Source organism: Ruegeria sp. BB10 (assembly GCF_056535725.1).
The window spans coordinates 2,587,711-2,607,114 of sequence record NZ_JBQFIW010000001.1 but is presented as its reverse complement, the minus strand read 5'-3'; the positions used below and the strand labels follow the sequence as shown (position 1 = coordinate 2,607,114).

The following is a 19,404-nucleotide window of genomic DNA, read 5'->3' as shown; positions in this document are numbered from 1 at the left end:
TGTGCGACGTACTTACGTAAAGTGGTACAGGTTCAACTGTTCGGCATAGGAAGAGTTACGCTGACCGCTCTGGGTCGTCTATCCCCGTTTTCGTACTTTCCGATCCCGGTCTTCCCGGTTAGCTTCGCCCCGACTCAAAGATTGGGAGGAAACTTCATGAGCATCGCAGCAAAACTGGAAAGCCTGGGCGTCAACCTGCCGGACGCGCCTGCGCCGGCGGCGAACTATGTACCCTTCGTTCGGGTGGGCAACATCGTCTATGTCTCGGGCCAGATTTCCAAGGATAACGATCTGATCACCGGCAAGCTGGGCGATGACATGGAAATTGAAGCCGGTGCAGCGGCGGCCAAGGTGTGCGCAATCAACCTGCTGGCGCAGGTCAAAGCGGCCTGTGGTGGTGACATCGAAAAGCTGGTGCGCGTGATCAAACTGACCGGTTTCGTGAACTCAACCGCCGATTTCACCGCACAACCGCAGGTGATCAACGGGGCGTCGGATTTCCTGGTCGAAGCCCTGGGTGAGGCTGGCCGTCATTCCCGCTCGGCCGTCAGCGCCGCGGCACTGCCGCTGGGCGTGGCCGTCGAAATCGAAGGTATTTTCGAGGTTCAATGACACCGACCTTGCCGTCAGTTTTCCTGCAGGCCCCGATTGCGCATCGGGCGCTGCATGACCTTTCGGATAACCGCCCGGAAAACAGCCGGGCGGCCATCCGTGCGGCTGTCGAGGCCGGGTACGGGATCGAGATTGATTTGCAGCGAACTTCGGACAGCCGGGCAATGGTGTTTCATGATTACGACATGACACGCCTGACCGGGCAGCCCGGCCCTATTCAGCAAGTGACAGCGACACAGGCGCAGGCGACGCAGCTGCTGCATGCTGATGATGGTATTCCGACGCTGGACGACGTGCTTGCACTGGTGGACGGCAAGGTTCCCCTGCTGATCGAGTTCAAGGATCAGGACGGCGCAATGGGTCCCAATGTCGGATCACTTGAGGCTGACGCAGTGCGGGCCTTGCAGGGGTATGACGGACCGGTGGCCTTGATGTCTTTCAATCCCAACAGCGTGGCCGAACTGGCGCGTCTTGCCCCCCATCTGCCGCGCGGTTTGGTGACCTGTTCTTACCAGCCCAAGGTCGAGCTGTTGCCGCAGAAGGTCTGCGATCACCTGCGCGACATACCCGATTTCGACAGGGTCGGCGCCAGCTTTATCAGCCATGAGGTCGCCGATCTGCCCCGCCCCCGCGTGGCCGAACTGAAAGCGCGCGGCGTGCCGGTTCTGTGTTGGACCGTACGCTCGGCCGAGCAAGAGGCTCGGGCCCGAAGGGTTGCCGATAACGTGACCTTCGAAGGGTATTTGGCCCCACATCCGGGTTGAACCTGCCCCCTGGTGTCACAGATAAAGATCAGACGCGGAGGGCACATGGATCAGGCGCAAATCGAAGTTCAGGTTCTGAGATCGCTTTCGCAGATTTCTGCGACCGAATGGGATGCCTGTGCCTGCCCCGAGGCCGCCGATGGCGGGCGGCCGCTTGATCCCTTTACCACGCATCGCTTCCTGCTGGCGCTGGAAAACAGCGGTTCGGTTGGGCCGGGCACTGGCTGGCAGCCTCAATACCTGACCGCATATCTGGATGGGATGCTGATCGCGGCCGCGCCGATGTATGCCAAATCGCACAGTCAAGGCGAATACATCTTCGACCACAGCTGGGCCCATGCTTATGAAAACGCAGGCGAGCGGTATTACCCCAAACTGCAGATCGCGGTACCGTTCACTCCGGCCACCGGGCGGCGGTTTCTGGTGCGACCGGGGTACGAGGTGCCGGGCATGTCGGCCCTGGTGCAAGGGGCCGTGCAGATTGCAGCCGATAACCGGGTGTCTTCGGTTCATGCCACGTTCTGCACCGAGGACGAAGCGCTGGCGGGCGAACAGATGGGTCTGTTGCTGCGTCAATCACAGCAGTTTCACTGGCTTAACGACCAATATGTGGATTTTGATGGGTTTCTGGCCGCGCTGTCCTCGCGCAAGCGCAAGAATATCCGTAAGGAACGCGCGCAGGCCTGCGAATTTGGCGGAGAAATTCACACCTATTCCGGTGATGATCTGCGCCCTGAACATTGGGATGCGTTCTGGCGGTTCTATCAGGATACCGGCGCGCGGAAGTGGGGATCGCCTTACCTGACGCGACAATTCTTTGATATCGCTCAGGAAACCATGACTGACGATATGGCATTGGTTCTGGCGGAACGCAATGGTTATCCGATTGCCGGGGCACTGAATTTCATTGGGCGCGAAACGCTTTATGGCCGCTATTGGGGCTGCGTCGAACATCACCCCTGCCTGCATTTTGAATTGTGCTACTATAGGGCGATCGACTTTGCCATTGCCGAAGAATTAGCCCGTGTTGAGGCCGGTGCGCAGGGCGAACACAAGCTGGCGCGGGGCTATCTTCCCATGCGCACGTATAGCTTGCATTGGGTCGCCGACCCCGGCTTTGCCGATGCGATCAAGAAATATCTGGACGCCGAGGCCCACGCAGTGGGACAAGAGATTGAGATTCTGACGGAATACGGCCCGTTCAGGAAATCGAACCCGGAGGAACAGCTATGACCGAACTATTGTCGCCCGAGACCCGCGGACCGCTTCTGGACCCGCTGTTCAACAACGGCTGGACCATGGTCGAAGACCGGGATGCGATCACCAAGACCTTTATCTTTGAAGATTTCGTGCATGCCTTTGGTTGGATGACGCAGGTGGCGATTTTTGCCGAAAAGTGGAATCACCACCCCGAATGGTCCAACGTCTATCGCACCGTCGAAGTGACGCTGGCCACCCATGATGTCGGTGGCATTTCGGCGCTGGATGCAAAGCTGGCGCGCAAAATGGATAGCCTGTGCTAACGGTTGCCTGACCCGACCCCGCCCGCAAGCGACGCGGTTATGCCCATCTGCTCGAACTCGGCGGGTGTTACTGTGCCGCTGCTGACATCGATGTTGCGCGGAATGCCGGTCGTCCGGTTTCCGATCTGACGGACACTGCGCGCGGCTGGGTTAATGTCCAGACAGCGGGTTTTGTAACAGGTCAACCCGGATGTGTTGATCTGAATGCGTTCCTGCCCGTCTGGTCCGGTCACCAGCGGCGCTTGCGGCGCATCACACGCTACAAGCAGAAAAAGCGCACCCAAACTGATCCATTTGTTCATCGTGCGCTCCTGTTGCTAGTCCAGTTGACCGTTGCCGTTCTTATCCGCCGCGTTGAAGTCGTCGTTCATCTGCGCGTCGTATTCCGCCCGAGAGATAAAGTCGTCATTATCGCGGTCAACGTCCCGAAACTGTTTTATGTCCAGAAACGGCTTGGCTTCGTCCAATCCCAGCGTGCCGTTCTTGTCGTCATCCATTTCCTGAAAGGCATAATCGGAAAAGGCATCGAACTCATCACGGGACAAGAAGCCGTCATTGTTCTTGTCGATGGCCTTCAGTTCGTTTTCATGCAACTCGCCCACGGTCTCGGCTGTGGCCGCACCGGCCAGTATAAGGGCCGCAGCAATCAAAATTCCACGTGTCATCTCGGCTCTCCTCAGCATGCGTACCTGTTGCCTTCAATCGCGCCTGCGGCTGCGCCTGCCGCAGTCAGGATGGATTTACCTGATCCACCACCGAATTGGTTGCCGATCGCGCCGCCGATCAATGCACCGCCCAGTGATCCGCTGAGACATGCGATTTCATGCTGCCGCGCCGCCTGTTGCTGAGGGGTGGGTGCCGGGCCGCAGGCGGCCAATGCCCCCGCTGTGCCCAGTAATAGAGTGAATACTTTCAGTTTCATCAATGAACTCCCTGATTGTATGCCACAACTATTGGCTGATCAGGGCGTTGCATCAAGTTAAATGCGTTTGCGGCCCCGAGGTGACCCGGGGCCGCGCGCAGGATCAGATCGCGTCCAGCAGAGTTTCGCCTGCCGAAATCTCGCAGGTGCCGGGGCTTTCTTCCACGTTCAGCGCAGTGACCTTGCCGTCTTCGACCAGCATGGCATAGCGTTTGGACCGGGCATACAGTCCGGCGGGCGGGGCGTCGAATTCCATGCCAATGGCCTTGGTGAATTCGGCTGAGGCATCGCCCAGCATGGTCAGGCCTGCATCGGCCGCGCCTGTGGCCTCGCCCCAGGCTTTCATAACAAACGGGTCGTTGACCGAAACGCAGATGATCTCATCCACGCCATTGGCGGTAAACTGGTCTTTGGTGCGAATGAAGCTGGGCACATGGGCCGAACTGCAGGTCGGCGTGTATGCTCCGGGAACCGCAAAGATCACCACTTTGCGCCCTTTGGTTTTGTCTGAAATCCGCACCTCTTCGGGGCCGTCTGCGCCCAGTTGCGTCAGTGTGGCGTCGGGCAGTGTCTCACCTGTTGAAATCATTTTTTAAGCTCCTGTCGTTTGGATTTGCAGAGTCGGGCTCAGCCGCAATATAGGTGGTCGCGTGGATGAGACCACGGGAATTCGACACGGTGGGAGGAACATGAGCCATATTGTCGTCATCGGTGCCGGGCAGGCGGGGTCGTCGCTTGTTGCCAGGCTGCGCAAAGACGGGTTCGAAGGGGACGTCACTCTGATAGGGGCCGAGCCGCATCTGCCTTATCAGCGCCCGCCGCTGTCCAAGGCTTATCTGCTGGGTGAAATGGAGCTGGAGCGCCTGTTCCTGCGGCCCGAAAGCTTCTATGCCGAGAACAATATCACCCTACGTTTGGGTCAGCGCGTGACGGCGATTGATCCGCAGGCCAAAACCGTGACCGTGGGGGATGACGTCATCGCATATGACGAACTGGCCCTGACCACCGGGTCGGACCCGCGCTACCTGCCTGCCGCGATTGGCGGCGATCTTGAAGGTGTCCACGTGGTGCGCGATCTGGCCCATATCGACGAGATGGAGCCCCGCGTGAAAGACGGCGCGCGCGCCCTGATCGTGGGCGGAGGCTATATCGGGCTTGAGGCCGCGGCTGTCTGCTCCAAGCGCGGGGTCAAGGTGACTTTGGTCGAAATGGCCGACCGCATCCTGCAACGTGTCGCCGCGCCCGAGACCAGCGATTACTTCCGCGCATTGCACAGTGAATATGGCGCCGATATCCGCGAAGGTGTCGGGCTTGATCGTCTGGTGGGCGACAACGGCAAGGTGGTTGGTGCGGTTCTGACCGACGGCACCGAGATCGAGGTCGATTTTGTTGTTGTCGGTGTCGGCATCGTCCCATCAACCCAACTGGCCGAGATCGCAGGGCTTGAGTTGGAGAACGGCATCAAGACCGATGCGCATGGTCGAACCTCTGATCCGGCTATCTGGGCGGCAGGCGACTGCGCGTCCTTCCCACATGGCGATGCCCGTATTCGTCTGGAAAGCGTGCCGAACGCGATTGATCAGGCCGAGATCGTGGCCCAGAACATGCTAGGCGCGGCCAAGGACTATGTGGCGACGCCGTGGTTCTGGTCGGATCAGTATGACGTCAAACTGCAGATTGCGGGCCTGAACACCGGCTATGACCGCGTGGTGACCCGTCAGGGTGACGGTCAGACCGTGTCCTTCTGGTACTACAACGGCGATCAGCTGATCGCCGTTGACGCGATGAATGATCCTCGCGCGTATATGGTTGGCAAGCGCCTGATTGAGGCGGGCAAAACCGCTGATCCGGCCGTGGTCGCCGACCCTGACGCGGATCTGAAACCGCTGCTCAAGGCGTGAGGATCATCGCCGGAGAGTTCCGGGGCCGGGCCTTGGCGTCGGTCGGCAAGGGGGATGCGGGCGCACATCTGCGCCCCACCACCGACCGGGTGCGCGAAAGCCTGTTCAACGTGTTGGGTCATCAGATCGACTTTGACGGGCTGCGCGTTCTGGACCTGTTTGCCGGAACCGGCGCGCTGGGGCTTGAGGCGCTGTCGCGCGGTGCTGCACAGGTGACCTTTGTGGATGACGGGCGGGTGGCGCAGGGGCTGATCCGCAAGAATATCGACCTGACCCGCAGCGCCGACCGCACCACCTTGATCCGCCGGGACGCCACGCGGCTGGGCGAAAATCCGGGTGCGCCCTATGATCTGATCTTTCTGGATCCGCCTTATGGAAAATCCATGGGGCAAAAGGCCATCGCTGCCTTGTCCCGTGGCTGGCTCGCCGACGACGCGCTGATCGTGTGGGAGGAAAACAGCCCCATGGCAGCGCCGCAGGGGTTCGACCTGCAGGACAGCCGGAAATACGGTGATACGCATATCTCGTTGATGTGGCGAAATGTTTCAGGCTGAAACCCTGCGGGCAAGGTTCTGCTGACACCCGGTTTGCACCTGCGCGCACGGTTGGTTAGGCACAGTGCAAAGCAACGAGGGCAGGCATGCACGATCTGGTCATTTTCGATTGCGACGGTGTTCTTGTGGACAGTGAGCCGCTGTCCAATCAGGTGCTGGTCGACAATCTTGGACGGTATGGGCTGAACTTGTCGCTGGAAGACAGTGTTGCGTTCTTTCTTGGGGGTACAATGACCGGAGTGCGCGACAAGGCCCGCGCGCTGGGCGCAAACCTGCCCGAAGATTGGGTCGATGAGGTTTATGCAGAAACCTATGATCGTTTGCGGCAGGGCGTGGAACTGGTTTCGGGTATTCCGGAACTGCTGACCGCGCTGGATGCTAAGGGCATCCCCTTCTGTGTGGCGTCAAATGGAAGTCCCGACAAAATGCAGATTACTCTGGGCCAGAACGGTTTGTGGGAGCGGTTTAGCGGCGCAATGTACTCTGCCCATGTCTTGGGAACCGCCAAGCCTGATCCGGTCATGTTCCAGACGGCCGCCGATCAATTCGGGGCCACCTCACCAGTGGTGATCGAAGACAGCCAGAACGGCGTATTGGCAGCCAAACGCGCGGGCATGCGCTGTCTGGCCTACGCGCCGCATGGGCAGGGCGAGAAGCTGGCGGAACTTGGGGCCGAAGTCTTTACCGATATGGCCGAGGTCCCGACGCTTTTGGGAATCTGACCCGGACGTGCTAGCATTCGGGGCATGGACCGTACCTTAAATCCCCCGATCTGGACCCTTTCAAAGGATACGGAATCGACTACCGGCCCCGAACGCAATCCCATGCGCGCACCGGTATTCATCCACGACGCAGTGACGCCGTGGCGGGATGAGACATTGCTGCTGAAGCTATTGCGAGATCAGGCCGTCAATCAGGACGAATAGGTTGGGTGAAACTTGTTGCCCGGTGACAGGGTAAAGATCTCAACCCCATCTGCCGTGACACCCACCGAATGTTCGAACTGCGCCGATAGTGACTTGTCACGGGTCACGGCGGTCCAGTCATCGGCCAGCGTTTTGGTCTCGGGGCGGCCCAGATTGACCATCGGCTCGATGGTGAAGAACATGCCTTCTTCCAGCTTCGCTCCGGTCCCCGGACGGCCATAGTGCAGCACGTTGGGCGGGGCGTGGAACACACGACCCAACCCGTGGCCACAGAAATCGCGGACAACGCTCATCCGGTGCGCCTCGACATAAGCCTGAATTGCGTGGCCGATATCGCCGAAGGTGTTGCCCGGCTTGACCATCTCAATGCCTTTGAACAGCGCATCATGGGTCACCTGAATCAGTCGCTCTGCCTTGCGGGGCAGTTTACCGGCCACGAACATGCGCGAAGTATCGCCGAACCAGCCGTCAACGATGACGGTAACGTCGATATTCAGGATATCGCCATCCTTCAGGCGCTTGTCGCCTGGGATGCCGTGGCAGACCACATGATTCACGCTGATACAGCTTGCGTGCTGATAGCCCTTGTAGCCTATGGTGGCCGACGTTGCGCCTGCATCCTCGACCATCTGAGTGATCAGGCGGTCGATCTCACCGGTTGTTTGGCCGGGAAAGACATGATCCGCAATATCGTCGAGTATCCGCGCAGCCAGTGCCCCTGCCGCGTGCATGCCGGCAAAGTCACCCTGTTCATAGATGCGGATGCCATCCTTGGTCAGACGGCCACGATGTTCTTTCATGGATGCGAGGCTCCAAATGTTTCGCGCAGCACTCCTTTTACGCTGCTTGTGCAGAAAGTACCAGAGGGCGTTAGGTCGTAATGTCAAGTCCGCGCCCGGTCTGGTACCTGATCGCATATAGACCCTCAGGTAATTTTCAACTAGCACAAAGCAAGGCTGCGCGGGTGCGCGAAACAGGAGAAGGCGTGCAAATGCAAAGAAAAGCAGACCAGTTGAGGGCCGAGATCACCAATATCAGCGCGCTTCTCCAGGCTGGTCGGCTGGATCAGGCCTTTAAACGCGCCACCAAGGCGGCCAAGAAATGGCCTAAGGCTGCGGCGTTGCCCCGAATTGCCGGTCTGTGCGCAATTCAGCAGCAGAACTTCAAGCAGGCCCAGATGTATTTTGAACGCGCTTGGCGGCTGGACCCCGGCAATGCCGAACTGATCCAGAACTATGGTCTGAGCTTGATTCAAGGCGGCGAACCGGCTGCTGCCTTGAAGTTTCTTGAGAAAATTCGCGCACGTGGTCCTCTCAGCCCGGCGCAGCTGTTCATTCAGGCGTTGGCCCTGCTGCAAGAGCAAGAAGCGGAAATGGCCCTTGTAGCCATCGAACAAGTCCTGAAGCGCGAACCCGCCAATGTGAATGCGCAAATTCTGAAGGCGGACATTCTGGATGCGTTGCAGCAATGGGATAGTGCTGTAGACATGTTGAATACGCTGGTTCGAAAAAACCCGCGGTTTCTTCCCGGCCTGTTACGTCTTGCCAGATCTCAGTTGGGTTTGGGCCAGCTTGGCGAGGTGTTAAAGAACCTACGCGCAGCCCTGGTGCAAGCGCCTGGTCACCCCGAGGCGCTTGAGATGATGGCGGGGTTGCCCAATCTGACCTTCGAGGATGCCGCAACGCTGAAGACGCAGATCGCAGCTGCGCTGGAGCGCGGCGTGCCAAACCCTAAGGATGCTGTGATGGTATGCTTTGCTGCGGCCAGCCTGGCACGCCGCGAAAAGAACACACCGCTTGAAATGCAGCACCTGTCTGAGGCTCATTTGATGCAGCGTGCAGGGTTTGACTCTTGGGAAGAACGCAGCGTGCAGGAATGCGATAAACGGCTGGCTGCGCCATTGCCCGCTGCCCAGCCCAAACCATCCAAGGGCAGTACCCGGCCGATTTTTGTGGTTGGTCTACCCCGGTCGGGCACCACGCTGGTCGAGCGTATTCTGGGCCGTCACTCTGCTGTTCAGGGTTTGGGTGAGCTGGCATCAGTACACCAATGGGCCAGACAGGCCGAAGCGCAACCACCCGAATGGCGCGAGGCTCATAATCTGGCCGATTTCTACATGGGTAAGCTGCCTTCGTTGACAGATGGCGCAGTGGCTTTTGTGGACAAAGCACCGGGCAACTACGCTTTTTTGGGTGAGATTGCGCAAGCTTTCCCCAATGCCGTGATTTTTAACGTGCTGCGAGACCCGCGCGATGTCGCGCTGTCCATGTGGCGCGCGAATTTTGGCGCGGGCGGGTTGTATTTCACCCATGACCTGGACTGGATGGCGGCCGAGGCCAACCGGTATCAGCGCTATATCCAGCACTGGCATAAGGTTCTGCCGGGACGTATTCACGACATTCGGTATGAGACGTTGGTAGGCAATCTGGAAAAAACCGCAAAAGAACTGGCTCAGATCTGCGATCTGCCCTTTGAGGACGCGATGCTGTCACCGGACAAGTCCCCGAACGCGATTAAGACGGCCAGTAACCTACAGGCGCGCAAGCCGGTCAATGCCGCCTCGGTCGGGGGCTGGCAGGCGGTGACAGATGAGTTCGAGCTGTTTGTGAACGGACTGGATGCCGAGTTGTGGGCAGAGTTTCTGGATGCGCCAGGCGATGCTGAGGAACAGCAAGCCTGAAACCGGTTGCGCCCTCATCCATTGGGGCCGCTTCGGTTCAATCCCTTGCGGGCAAACGATCGCGCGCAAGCGCAGTCCAGAAATCGACCCCCAAGAGCAGCAATTCATCATTGAAATCGTAATCGCTGGAGTGCAGCGGTTGCCCATGCGGTCCGGTTTCGCCATTCCCCATCAGCAGAAAACAGCCCGGAACGACCGCGCTGAAATGGGCGAAATCTTCGGAAAAGCTCATGGGCTGGCGGTCGGGGATGGTGTCGGCGCCGATGAATCGTGCGGTCCGAACAACGGCCTGTGTGGGTTCCTCGGCATTAATTGTTTCGATGAATTCCGTGTTGAACATGACATCGACCGAGACCCCGTGCGCGATGGCCACACCGCGTGCGATTTCGCGCATCAGGCCCTCGATGGTGATGCGGTCTTCGGGGCTGCGGGCGCGTACGTCGCCTTTCAAGGTCGCATGTCCCGGCAGAACATTGCGCTGCCCATCGGTCAGAAACTCGGTCACTGACACCACCGCCCCGGCACCGGGGGCAAGTTTGCGCGATACGATGGTCTGCAATGCCTGCACCATATCCGCGCCAATGGTGATCGCATCGCGCCCTGCTTGCGGCATCGAGGCATGACCCCCCTGACCGGTGATGGCAATCTCGAACAGGCTTTCTGAGGAACAGATCAACCCGGTCCGCGTCGATATCTGCCCGACAGGGGCACCGGGAAGGTTGTGAATGGCATAGATCTCGTCCACCGGAAACTGTTCCAGAATCCCTTCATCAATCATCGCCCGCGCGCCGAGCCCATGTTCTTCATTGGGCTGGAACAAAAAAACTATGGTGCCATCGAAGCTGGGATCAGCAGCCAGTTCCTGCGCGGCGCCCAATAACATCGACATGTGGCCGTCATGCCCACAGGCATGCATCACGCCGTCGGTCTCCGAGGGGTAATCGTGCTGGCTGGTCTCATGAATCGGCAGGGCATCCATATCAGCGCGCAGCCCGATGGCCCGGTTGCCTGTACCCGCTTTCAACACCCCCACGACGCCGACGCCCTCGTGAACGTCCAATCCGAGATCGCGCAGAAACTCCGCTACTTTGGCCTTGGTACGTGTCTCATCGAACCCAAGTTCCGGAAAGCGGTGAAAATCTTGCCGCAAGGCAACTAGCTTTTCTTGATTGGACTCCAAGTGCGTTCCCCTGACTGGTTGGTAAATCGTTGGTGCGGGTGACCCGAGCATAGTCAAACGCGCGGACCGGGAAATGGCAACGGGCGCAACAGATAAAATCCGGCCTTATCCGGGTTGCGCCCGAATCCTTTCGCCGACCGTGATTTCGGTGGGTGCAATGCGCGTGCCGTAAATCAGCCGCTCGACCCCTTGCCCCTGCGCGATCTCGAACGCGGCCGCGTAGGCTGGGTCGATATCCGCGGCCAGCGCGAACCGGTCGCAATCGGTGCGCTGCACCAGATACAGCATGATCGCGCGGTGCCCCAGCGCCGCCATCGCCGCCAGTTCACTCAGATGCTTGGTGCCGCGGGCGGTGACACTGTCCGGGAATTCGGCCAGTCCCGGTTGGCGAGACAGGGTGACGCTTTTGACCTCGACATAGGCATCTGGCAGGCCCGGTTGGGTCAATAAAAAGTCGATGCGGCTGTTTTCGCCGTATTTCACCTCGGGGCGGACGGTCCTATAGGCCGCAAGTTCCGGAATCTCTCCAGCTTCCAGTGCCGCGCGCAGGGCTTTGTTGGGAACCGAGGTGTCGACCCCGGTAAAGTGTCCATTTTCATGATCGACCAAACGCCAGCCGTATTTCAGTTTCTTCTTCGGGTCGTCATTGGGCTCCAGCCAGATTTTCTCGCCCGGCTCGGCCAGCCCCATCATCGAGCCCGGGTTGGCGCAGTGTGCGGTCACCTCGCGCCCGTCCTCCAACGTGCAATCGGCCAGGAAGCGTTTGTAGCGTCGGATCAGGCGGGCGGGGACAAGGGGGGTTTCAAATTTCATGCCTCAGGGCCTATACCTGCCCCAAAGGTCGATCAAGAGGGAGGCACGCGCCATGGCCAATCCAACCGCTGCAATGCTGGTGATCGGGGATGAAATCCTTTCAGGCCGCACCCGAGAAGCGAATATGCATTACCTCGCCGGTGAACTGACCAAACATGGCATCGATCTGAAAGAGGTGCGCATTGTCAGCGACGACGCATCCGCCATTGAAACGGCGGTCAAGGCGTTGTCGGAAGCCTATGACAATGTCTTTACCAGCGGTGGGATCGGCCCGACCCATGACGATATCACCGCCGACAGCATTGCCCGTGCGTTCGACACGCCTATCGACGTGCGCGAGGATGCGCGCGCTTTGTTGCAGGCCCGCTATGACAAATCCGGGCAGGAGTTGAACGCGGCCCGCCTGCGCATGGCCCGCATTCCGGACGGGGCGGCGCTGATCGACAATCCGGTTTCGACTGCGCCGGGGTTCACCATTCAGAACGTGCATGTGATGGCCGGGGTGCCTTCGGTGTTTCAGGCGATGGTTGCCAGCGTGTTGCCCGGCCTGACCGGTGGCAGCCCGTTGTTGTCGCAAACCCTGCGCGTGGAACGTGGTGAGGGTGATATCGCGGGACCGCTGTCCGCCTTAGCTGAAGATTTCTCGGACCTGTCCATCGGCAGCTACCCGTACCAGATCAACGGCGTGTTTGGGGCGAACGTGGTTGTGCGCGGCACAGACGGGGCACGGATCGACGCGGCTGTCACCCGATTGGCGAAAGAGCTTGATCTGTGAGCGTCAACTGGCCCGACATCGTCGACGGCACCTGGCCCGCTGCGGGCTATGAACGGAAGGGGCCGTTTCAGCTGCGACAAGGGCAGGGCGGTGGATCGCGGGTGTCAGCGGCCAGTGCGCTGGGGCCGGTGACCGAAGCTGATATCAGCGCCGCCGAGGCTGCAATGCAGGCGATGGGGCAAAAGCGCCTGTTCTGTCTGCGTCGGGGGGATGAGGCGTTGGATGCTCAGCTTGCCGCGTGCGGGTATGAGGTTCTGGATCCGGTTAACATCTATGCCTGCCCAACTGATCACCTGACCGATACACCGATCCCGCGCGTGATGGTCTTTCCAACACCGGAACCCCTTGCGATTATGCGCGAGATTTGGGCGCAGGGTGGAATTGGTCCGGCACGTGTTGCGGTGATGGAGCGGGCGAAGGGCCCGAAAACCGGGCTAATGCTGCGCCGCGACGATCAGCCCGCCGGTACTGTATTTGTCGCGATTCAAGACGGTGTTGCGATGGTTCACGCGCTTGAGGTTCTGCCGCAGCACCGGCGACACGGGTTGGGTGCCTGGGCGATGCGCGCCGCAGCCTTTTGGGCACAGGAAAACGGTGCCGAAACACTCAGCGTGATCTGCACCAAGGCGAACGCGGCAGCCAACGGGCTTTATCACGCACTTGGGATGGAGATTGTCGGCGAATACCACTACCGTCAGCTTGTCCAAGGAGAGAGCCTGACGTGACCGACCAGAATATGCCCACCGCGCTGAATTTGCCGATGGTGGACCCGCTGCCGCCCGAGACGCAGAAATATTTTGATATCTGTGTGGAAAAGCTGGGCTTTGTACCGAATGTGCTGCGGGCCTATGCGTTTGATATCGACAAGCTGAACGCATTTACGGCGACGTATAACGATCTGATGCTGGGCGACAGTGGGCTGAGCAAGCTGGAACGGGAAATGATCGCCGTGGTCGTGTCGGCGATCAACAAATGCTTTTACTGCCTTGTGGCCCATGGCGCAGCGGTGCGGCAATTGTCGGGCGATCCACAACTGGGTGAGATGCTGGTGATGAACTACCGTGTGGCGCCGCTGGACCCGCGACAGCGAGCGCTGCTGGACTTCGCCGCCAAAATGACGACTTCCAGCGCCGAGATCGAAGAGCCCGATCGCCAACACCTACGGGATGTCGGGCTGACAGACCGGGATATCTGGGACCTTGCCAATGTCACCGGATTTTTCAACATGTCGAACCGGGTTGCCAGTGCTACGGCGATGGCCCCGAATGACGAATATCACGCGCAGGCCCGATGACCCGAATTGCCTTTCTGATCCTGGTGTTGCTGGCCGGACCGCTTGCCGCGCAAGACCTGACCCTGCCTAGCGGCGCACGTCAACTCAGCGACCGTGTCAGCCCCTTGGACAGTTACGATCTGCCAACTGGCCCCTTTGCCGATGGCAGCCTGCCCGTGCGCCACGTCGAAGGGCAGATTGAGCGCATCACATGGCGTGTGCAATCGGGCTCTAGCACCACGTTGCAATTGTTGGCGCCATTGCGTGAACAGATCATCGCGCAGGGCTATGAGGTTTTGTTCGAATGCGAGGCTCGGAATTGCGGCGGGTTCGATTTCCGCTTCGGGACCGAGGTGGTGCCGACCCCCGACATGTATGTCTCGATCCAGGATTACCGCTTCTTGGCTGCCACGCGCGGGGATGAGGTGCTGAGCCTGCTGGTCAGCCGCAACCCGCCCAGCGGCTATGTGCAGATGATCCGTGTCACCCCGGTTGGTGTCGCTGCTCCGCCGCCGCTGGTGATCGAGGAAACGGTCAACGCCACGGACGGCCTGCTGAGCGAATTGGCCCAGAACGGGCATGTGATTCTGGACGACCTGCATTTCCGTACCGGTGAGATCACGCTGGGTGACGGGCCCTTTGCCTCTCTGGATTTGATTGCCGGGTATTTGGCCGACAATCCGGGTACGCGGCTGGCGTTGGTGGGCCACACAGATGATACCGGCGCGCTGGATGCTAATATCTCGGTTAGCACGGGTCGGGCGCAAGCGGTGCGAACCCGCCTGATCGAGGCGCATGGGGTTGCCGCCGACCGGCTTGAGGCGCGGGGGATTGGGTATCTGGCGCCGTTGACGTCAAACGCGACCGCCGAAGGGCGCGACCTGAATCGCCGGGTTGAGGCCGTATTGCTGGTCAATTGATCGCACCGACTTAGGTCAGTGAGAGGACCAAGAGTGAAGGAGCTCGCCATGGCCGATCAGACACAAACCCCTCAGGCATTGATCATCGGCGCGGGAGCAGGCCTGTCGGCCTCATTCGCGCGGGCCTTGGCTCGGGATGGATATGCGCTGCACTTGACCGCGCGCGATATCGCGAAACTGGAACCACTGGCTGCCGAAACGGGTGCGACGCTTCATCAGCTGGACGGTACGGATGCCACGGGCGTGGCGGCGTTGGTCGCCGATCTGCCGGGTGAATTGCGTGTGGCCTGTTACAACCCCTCGGCCCGGCAGCGTGGTCCCATCACCGATCTGGACCCCGAAACGGTACGCAAGGCGGTTGAAATAACGGCCCACGGGGCCTTTTTGTTAGGGCAGGCCGCTGCCCGCCGCATGCTGGACCAGCCGATGCGGGACAACCGGCGCGGAACGATTCTGTTCACCGGTGCCTCGGCTGGGGTCAAAGGCTTTCCGCTGTCCGCACCCTTTGCCATGGGCAAATTTGCACAACGCGGATTGGCGCAATCCATGGCGCGCGAGTTGCACCCCAAAGGCATCCACGTGGCGTGGGTCAATATCGACGGTGGCATCCGCAATGCGTCCCGTCCGGAACGGGTTGAGGCCACGGACAACCCCGACAGCATGTTGGACCCGGACGCCATCGCGCGGGAATACATGCATTTGGTACATCAGGACCGATCCGCCTGGAGCAACGAGCTGACCTTGCGTCCTTGGGTCGAGCGTTTCTAAAAGACAATTAATAAAAAAGACCCGCACTGATGCGCGGGCCGTCGAGGTTCACCGGGGGAGATATTTCCTGTTACTTGCACTATCACTGGCAAAAGAGACGATTTGTCGACAAAACGAAGACGATCTGTGGTTTTCCTTCGACTAATCGCCTTCGGTTGGCTCTGACCGTCAGGGTTTCTGACTGCGACGTTGATTTCGCAAGCGCGCAATCAGGCCATTTTCCGCGATCCAGTCAGCATAGGCGTGATAGTCTTCGTCGGTCATAAGATGCTTTTCTTCCGTCTTGGCGCGCGCGTAATACAGTGCATTCACCCCCAACAACAAAATGCAGCTTTGAAGGGCGGCCGCTGGTCCGACGGCCGAAAGAAATGGCATGTAAAGCATCCACCACATGATGTTTTTGGACAGATAGGCAGGATGCTTGGAATAGCGAAACGGCCCGGTCGTGATAATCCCGCGATGGGTCAGGTTCGAAAAACGAAGCCCGAACGCAGCGGTTGCCCAGGCATAGATTATGGCAAGCAACAGAATTACGCCGCCCCAAACAATCAAAAGCACAGGCTGATCCGACAGCCAATCCGTCCATGATTGCGTGCCTGCGCGATAGTCGAGCGGGCCACTAGTGGTCATCAACGCGAAGGGGGGATAACACACCAGCGCAGCGACCCAGGCAGATAAATACGGGTTCGCAGTTCTAATATGTGAATCGAGAACCCGGAACGTGCAGACATAGCCAATCGACCCGATGCACACATCCACAAGAAAGGAAACCTGGATCAATAGCAGGATGAGCGACACTGGATCGGCAAAAAAGCTCTCTAGATCCGCGTTGGTCACGAAACTGACGATCTGCGGTAGGATGGTGATCATGAAGGCCAGGAAAAACCCTTTGACCAGCCATGTCCTGCAATGGTCTTTGATCTTTTCAGAATCCACGACGGAAAGCTGCAGGGTGATCAGCTTACCAAAGTGCCAAAGTTCGTCGCGCGGCTCGACCATGTGGCGGGTGGTGAAGGCAATATAAGCTGGGGACAGAATCCAAATTATAGGAAACCACGCAAGGGTCAGTGCGCGAACCAGCTCGTATTTCGACGAGTCGTAGGTCGGAATGATCTGGTAGGCCATGGCGATGACGAAAAAGGTCGCCCCAAGGCCCAGGGTCTTTGTTACCGTGATTGAGACAACATCTGAAGAGTGCCTCCTGAGCCCATAATCCAATCCTGTTGAGGCGCGCAAATGGGCCTTGTCCAGCAGGATAGAGGACACAATCATCGGAAGCGCGGCACCCGCCAACAACAACTGAATGGACTGCAACAACGGCGTGTCGAAATAGACGGCTGCCAATGTTGCTGCAAAAAGGCCGACTACGCCAATCAGGCCAGTGATTTCGCTTACGGCTGAAACCGGGGGCGTTTTTGACCCTGTTGACGATGCAGGACGTGCGTCGCCATCGGTGTACTCGGTGCTATTCTCGGTCTGAATAGCTGTATTCATTTGTTCAGCCTGTTGAGCATCGGGTCAGTCCACCCAATCCATCAGGCCTTTTTCCGCAAAGGACTGAACCAGGAAATCGATGAACGCGCGTACTTTGGGCTGCGTGAAGCGGCCGGGTGGATAGACGGCATAGATACCCTGCACCTCATCGGGCAATGACGGCATCGCATCCAGTACCTCGCCGGATTTCAGCGCTTCGGCATACAGGTAGCTGGGCAGATATGCGATCCCCAGCCCCGAGATCGCGGCGTTCAACAGCGACTGACCGTCATTCACGCTGAGCCAACCGGCGGTGCGCACTTGTCTTTTTTCACCTGACGGTGCCGTCAACCTCCAGACATTGCCCGAGGATTGGCTCGAGTAATGCAGCAGCTTGTGTTCATTCAGATCGTCGATTTTTTGCGGACGACCGAATTTCTCGATATAGCTGGGCGCGGCGACCATCCGTTTCACGGTTTCTGTCAGTTTACGTGCGCGCAGTGTGCTGTCCTCAAGCTCACCAATGCGTACGGCGACGTCGAAGCCTTCGGAAATCAATTCCACGTAACGGTTGTTCAGAACCATATTCACGGTGATATCCGGGTACGCGGCCAAAAAGTCCGACAGCACCGGCGACAGATGGTTCACCCCGAAATCCGTCGCCACGCTGATTCGCAGCAGGCCAGAAGGTGCCGATTGCATTGAGGTGACCAGCGCATCCGCTTCGCCCGCGTCATTCAGTACGCGGCGCGCGCGGTCGTAATAGGCCAGCCCGATCTCGGTCGGGGATACCCGACGCGTGGTACGGTTCAGCAATCGTGCGCCCAGCCGTGCCTCAAGGCTTGATACATGCTTTGATACTGCAGATTTAGAAATACCCATCTTCTTGGCCGCATCGGTGAACCCACCCTGATCCACCACATTGGCAAAGGCTTCCATTTCGGTCAGTCGGTCCATACTCGTTCCCCGGGTGTTTTGTCTCTGCCTGACTTTGGCGCCCAATCTGGGCGGAAACGGGGCAGACATGGGATAATATCAGGGATTTTATTGCTATCGTTTGCAGATGGGAAACGCGGAAACAATAGTTTCCAAGGTGACTACACCCCAAAAAAGACAAAGGGTTTAGGGGCATTGGCGCGAATATGCTAAGATGAGAATGGCAAATTTGTGACCACGGAGGAGATCATGAAAGCCCTTTTCGCCCTTGCTGCCCTGTGCCTGTCCGCAACCCTTGCGTTGGCCGGAGGAGAAACGCCATCCAACCCCGAAGCAAAGGTTTATTTCGTCAATCTGGCGGACGGGGATACCGTCAAGTCCCCTGTGACGGTGGTCTTTGGTCTTAGCGGCATGGGCGTGGCCCCGGCTGGGACCGAGAAGGAAAACACCGGTCACCATCATTTGCTGATTGACCGCCCACCGCTAGGTGAGGGCGAAGACGGCGCAGATGAGCTGGCCTATGGTTTGCCCGCAGACGACAATCACCTGCATTTTGGTGGCGGTCAGACCGAAGTGACGCTGGACCTTGCCCCCGGTGAACACACGCTGCAACTAGTGTTGGGCGATGCAGGGCACGTGCCGCATGCAACACCAATTGTGTCCGAGGTGATTACGATTACGGTGGAGTAGTCACCAGAACTGCCAGCGAAAACGGTTTACATTAATTTGATTGTCGGAAACTCTGCCTCGGAACAAGTTGGAGGCGGCATGTCGCTTGAGTTTTTTCTGACATCTCTAATTGTGGTGCTATTGCCCGGGACCGGTGTGATATACACGCTGGCCGTTGGTCTTGGGCGCGGTTTTCGCGCCAGCCTTGCGGCCGCAGTTGGATGTACAATTGGAATCGTTCCGGCAGCGCTTGCCAGTATCATCGGGCTTGCCGCGCTTTTGCATACCAGCGCGCTGGCGTTTCAGCTCATCAAGTATCTGGGTGTCCTTTATCTGTTTTATATGGCTTGGGGGATTCTCAAAGATGGCGGCGCATTGGAGGTCAATGCCGAGAAATCCTCGGTAAGCCACGTCAAAATCGCGGTGACCGGAACTTTGATCAATGTTCTGAACCCCAAACTATCCTTGTTCTTTCTGGCCTTCCTGCCACAGTTCTTACCGGCAGGTACGGCGAACGCAGGGCTGGAACTGATCAAGCTCGCCCTTGCCTTCATGGCACTGACCTTTGTGGTCTTTGTTGGATACGGAGCCTGCGCGGCGCTGGCGCGGGATTATGTCATTCACCGACCATCCGTCATGACCTGGATCAAGCGGTGTTTCTCAACCGCGTTTGGTGCGCTGGGCGTCAAGCTCGCGCTTTCCGAGTAACCTTTGT

General features: G+C 58.8%; 25 protein-coding genes. 16 read left to right on the top strand and 9 right to left on the bottom strand.

The window, feature by feature from the left end; all coding sequences use genetic code 11:
* The first annotated feature begins 156 nt into the window (after positions 1-156).
* The 4 genes from ACR3EP_RS13500 to ACR3EP_RS13485 are packed head-to-tail and all read left to right on the top strand — an operon-like array spanning position 157 to position 2,899.
* The gene (locus ACR3EP_RS13500) at positions 157-612 is read left to right on the top strand and encodes a RidA family protein (RefSeq protein WP_170515801.1); all 456 of its coding nucleotides are present in this window, start codon (positions 157-159) and stop codon (positions 610-612) included.
* Positions 609-1,376, top strand: coding sequence for a glycerophosphodiester phosphodiesterase family protein (locus ACR3EP_RS13495; protein WP_480638295.1), 768 nt, complete (start codon positions 609-611; stop codon positions 1,374-1,376). Before ACR3EP_RS13500 ends, ACR3EP_RS13495 begins: the two co-directional genes overlap by 4 nt.
* 45 nt (positions 1,377-1,421) lie before the next feature.
* Positions 1,422-2,609 carry a GNAT family N-acetyltransferase gene (locus ACR3EP_RS13490; RefSeq protein WP_480638293.1) on the top strand — a complete coding sequence of 396 codons (1,188 nt, stop codon included), beginning with the start codon at positions 1,422-1,424 and terminating at the stop codon, positions 2,607-2,609.
* Positions 2,606-2,899 (top strand): 4a-hydroxytetrahydrobiopterin dehydratase, encoded by a 294-nt coding sequence (locus tag ACR3EP_RS13485; protein WP_170396597.1) that lies wholly within the window; start codon positions 2,606-2,608, stop codon positions 2,897-2,899. The genes ACR3EP_RS13490 and ACR3EP_RS13485 overlap by 4 nt, the downstream gene beginning before the upstream one ends.
* Here the strand turns inward: ACR3EP_RS13485 and ACR3EP_RS13480 are convergent.
* The 4 genes from ACR3EP_RS13480 to ACR3EP_RS13465 all read right to left on the bottom strand — a co-directional run bounded on the left by ACR3EP_RS13480 (position 2,896) and on the right by ACR3EP_RS13465 (position 4,410).
* The gene (locus tag ACR3EP_RS13480) at positions 2,896-3,201 is read right to left on the bottom strand and encodes a hypothetical protein (RefSeq protein ID WP_226689087.1); all 306 of its coding nucleotides are present in this window, start codon (positions 3,199-3,201) and stop codon (positions 2,896-2,898) included. The genes ACR3EP_RS13485 and ACR3EP_RS13480 overlap by 4 nt on opposite strands.
* 15 nt (positions 3,202-3,216) lie before the next feature.
* Complete coding sequence (locus ACR3EP_RS13475; RefSeq protein WP_480638291.1) at positions 3,217-3,564, bottom strand: EF-hand domain-containing protein; 348 nt, start codon at positions 3,562-3,564, stop codon at positions 3,217-3,219.
* 11 nt (positions 3,565-3,575) lie between these two features.
* Complete coding sequence (locus ACR3EP_RS13470) at positions 3,576-3,821, bottom strand: glycine zipper 2TM domain-containing protein (protein WP_058282649.1); 246 nt, start codon at positions 3,819-3,821, stop codon at positions 3,576-3,578.
* Between the two features lie 103 nt (positions 3,822-3,924).
* A complete protein-coding gene (locus ACR3EP_RS13465; RefSeq protein ID WP_170410792.1) occupies positions 3,925-4,410 on the bottom strand; it encodes a peroxiredoxin in 486 nt (161 codons plus the stop codon).
* 100 nt (positions 4,411-4,510) lie between these two features.
* Between ACR3EP_RS13465 and ACR3EP_RS13460 the strand changes: the two genes are divergently transcribed.
* From ACR3EP_RS13460 to ACR3EP_RS13445, 4 genes are all read left to right on the top strand, one after another.
* A complete protein-coding gene (locus ACR3EP_RS13460) occupies positions 4,511-5,722 on the top strand; it encodes an NAD(P)/FAD-dependent oxidoreductase (protein ID WP_480638289.1) in 1,212 nt (403 codons plus the stop codon).
* Entirely contained in the window at positions 5,719-6,276 is a 558-nt protein-coding gene (rsmD, locus tag ACR3EP_RS13455) for a 16S rRNA (guanine(966)-N(2))-methyltransferase RsmD (RefSeq protein WP_480638288.1), read from the top strand. Before ACR3EP_RS13460 ends, rsmD begins: the two co-directional genes overlap by 4 nt.
* An 86-nt stretch (positions 6,277-6,362) precedes the next feature.
* Complete coding sequence (locus tag ACR3EP_RS13450) at positions 6,363-6,998, top strand: HAD family hydrolase (protein ID WP_480638286.1); 636 nt, start codon at positions 6,363-6,365, stop codon at positions 6,996-6,998.
* A gap of 24 nt (positions 6,999-7,022) precedes the next feature.
* Positions 7,023-7,202: a hypothetical protein gene (locus ACR3EP_RS13445; RefSeq protein ID WP_170349765.1), complete on the top strand. Its 180-nt coding sequence runs from the start codon at positions 7,023-7,025 to the stop codon at positions 7,200-7,202.
* On the opposite strand, the gene map is transcribed toward ACR3EP_RS13445, so the two are convergent.
* Positions 7,190-8,002 carry a type I methionyl aminopeptidase gene (map, locus tag ACR3EP_RS13440; RefSeq protein ID WP_170349766.1) on the bottom strand — a complete coding sequence of 271 codons (813 nt, stop codon included), beginning with the start codon at positions 8,000-8,002 and terminating at the stop codon, positions 7,190-7,192. The two genes, ACR3EP_RS13445 and map, sit on opposite strands and share 13 nt — an antisense overlap.
* Positions 8,003-8,193: 191 nt before the next feature.
* Between map and ACR3EP_RS13435 the strand changes: the two genes are divergently transcribed.
* Positions 8,194-9,882 (top strand): tetratricopeptide repeat-containing sulfotransferase family protein, encoded by a 1,689-nt coding sequence (locus ACR3EP_RS13435; RefSeq protein ID WP_480638284.1) that lies wholly within the window; start codon positions 8,194-8,196, stop codon positions 9,880-9,882.
* 37 nt (positions 9,883-9,919) lie between these two features.
* Here ACR3EP_RS13435 and ACR3EP_RS13430 read toward each other — a convergent pair whose 3' ends face one another.
* Together ACR3EP_RS13430 and sfsA are read right to left on the bottom strand one after the other, a co-directional pair.
* Positions 9,920-11,062, bottom strand: coding sequence for an amidohydrolase (locus ACR3EP_RS13430; protein WP_480638282.1), 1,143 nt, complete (start codon positions 11,060-11,062; stop codon positions 9,920-9,922).
* A gap of 105 nt (positions 11,063-11,167) precedes the next feature.
* A complete protein-coding gene (gene sfsA, locus ACR3EP_RS13425; RefSeq protein WP_480638280.1) occupies positions 11,168-11,875 on the bottom strand; it encodes a DNA/RNA nuclease SfsA in 708 nt (235 codons plus the stop codon).
* A 52-nt stretch (positions 11,876-11,927) separates the two neighbouring features.
* On the opposite strand from sfsA, the gene ACR3EP_RS13420 reads away from it, so the two are divergent.
* The 5 genes from ACR3EP_RS13420 to ACR3EP_RS13400 are packed head-to-tail and all read left to right on the top strand — an operon-like array spanning position 11,928 to position 15,611.
* Positions 11,928-12,650 (top strand): competence/damage-inducible protein A, encoded by a 723-nt coding sequence (locus ACR3EP_RS13420; RefSeq protein ID WP_480638279.1) that lies wholly within the window; start codon positions 11,928-11,930, stop codon positions 12,648-12,650.
* Positions 12,647-13,375, top strand: coding sequence for a GNAT family N-acetyltransferase (locus ACR3EP_RS13415; RefSeq protein WP_480638277.1), 729 nt, complete (start codon positions 12,647-12,649; stop codon positions 13,373-13,375). Before ACR3EP_RS13420 ends, ACR3EP_RS13415 begins: the two co-directional genes overlap by 4 nt.
* Positions 13,372-13,944, top strand: coding sequence for a peroxidase-related enzyme (locus ACR3EP_RS13410; RefSeq protein WP_170549945.1), 573 nt, complete (start codon positions 13,372-13,374; stop codon positions 13,942-13,944). The genes ACR3EP_RS13415 and ACR3EP_RS13410 overlap by 4 nt, the downstream gene beginning before the upstream one ends.
* Positions 13,941-14,843 (top strand): OmpA family protein, encoded by a 903-nt coding sequence (locus ACR3EP_RS13405; protein ID WP_480638275.1) that lies wholly within the window; start codon positions 13,941-13,943, stop codon positions 14,841-14,843. The genes ACR3EP_RS13410 and ACR3EP_RS13405 overlap by 4 nt, the downstream gene beginning before the upstream one ends.
* Before the next feature lie 48 nt (positions 14,844-14,891).
* Positions 14,892-15,611: an SDR family NAD(P)-dependent oxidoreductase gene (locus ACR3EP_RS13400; RefSeq protein WP_480638273.1), complete on the top strand. Its 720-nt coding sequence runs from the start codon at positions 14,892-14,894 to the stop codon at positions 15,609-15,611.
* 168 nt (positions 15,612-15,779) lie between these two features.
* Here the strand turns inward: ACR3EP_RS13400 and ACR3EP_RS13395 are convergent, their stop codons facing one another.
* Together ACR3EP_RS13395 and ACR3EP_RS13390 are read right to left on the bottom strand one after the other, a co-directional pair.
* Positions 15,780-17,105, bottom strand: coding sequence for a methyltransferase family protein (locus tag ACR3EP_RS13395; RefSeq protein WP_480638271.1), 1,326 nt, complete (start codon positions 17,103-17,105; stop codon positions 15,780-15,782).
* A 24-nt stretch (positions 17,106-17,129) separates the two neighbouring features.
* The gene (locus tag ACR3EP_RS13390; protein WP_170349776.1) at positions 17,130-18,041 is read right to left on the bottom strand and encodes a LysR family transcriptional regulator; all 912 of its coding nucleotides are present in this window, start codon (positions 18,039-18,041) and stop codon (positions 17,130-17,132) included.
* 228 nt (positions 18,042-18,269) lie between these two features.
* Between ACR3EP_RS13390 and ACR3EP_RS13385 the strand changes: the two genes are divergently transcribed.
* Entirely contained in the window at positions 18,270-18,710 is a 441-nt protein-coding gene (locus ACR3EP_RS13385) for a DUF4399 domain-containing protein (RefSeq protein ID WP_425081358.1), read from the top strand.
* 78 nt (positions 18,711-18,788) lie between these two features.
* Complete coding sequence (locus tag ACR3EP_RS13380; protein ID WP_170349778.1) at positions 18,789-19,397, top strand: LysE family translocator; 609 nt, start codon at positions 18,789-18,791, stop codon at positions 19,395-19,397.
* Positions 19,398-19,404: the final 7 nt, after the last annotated feature.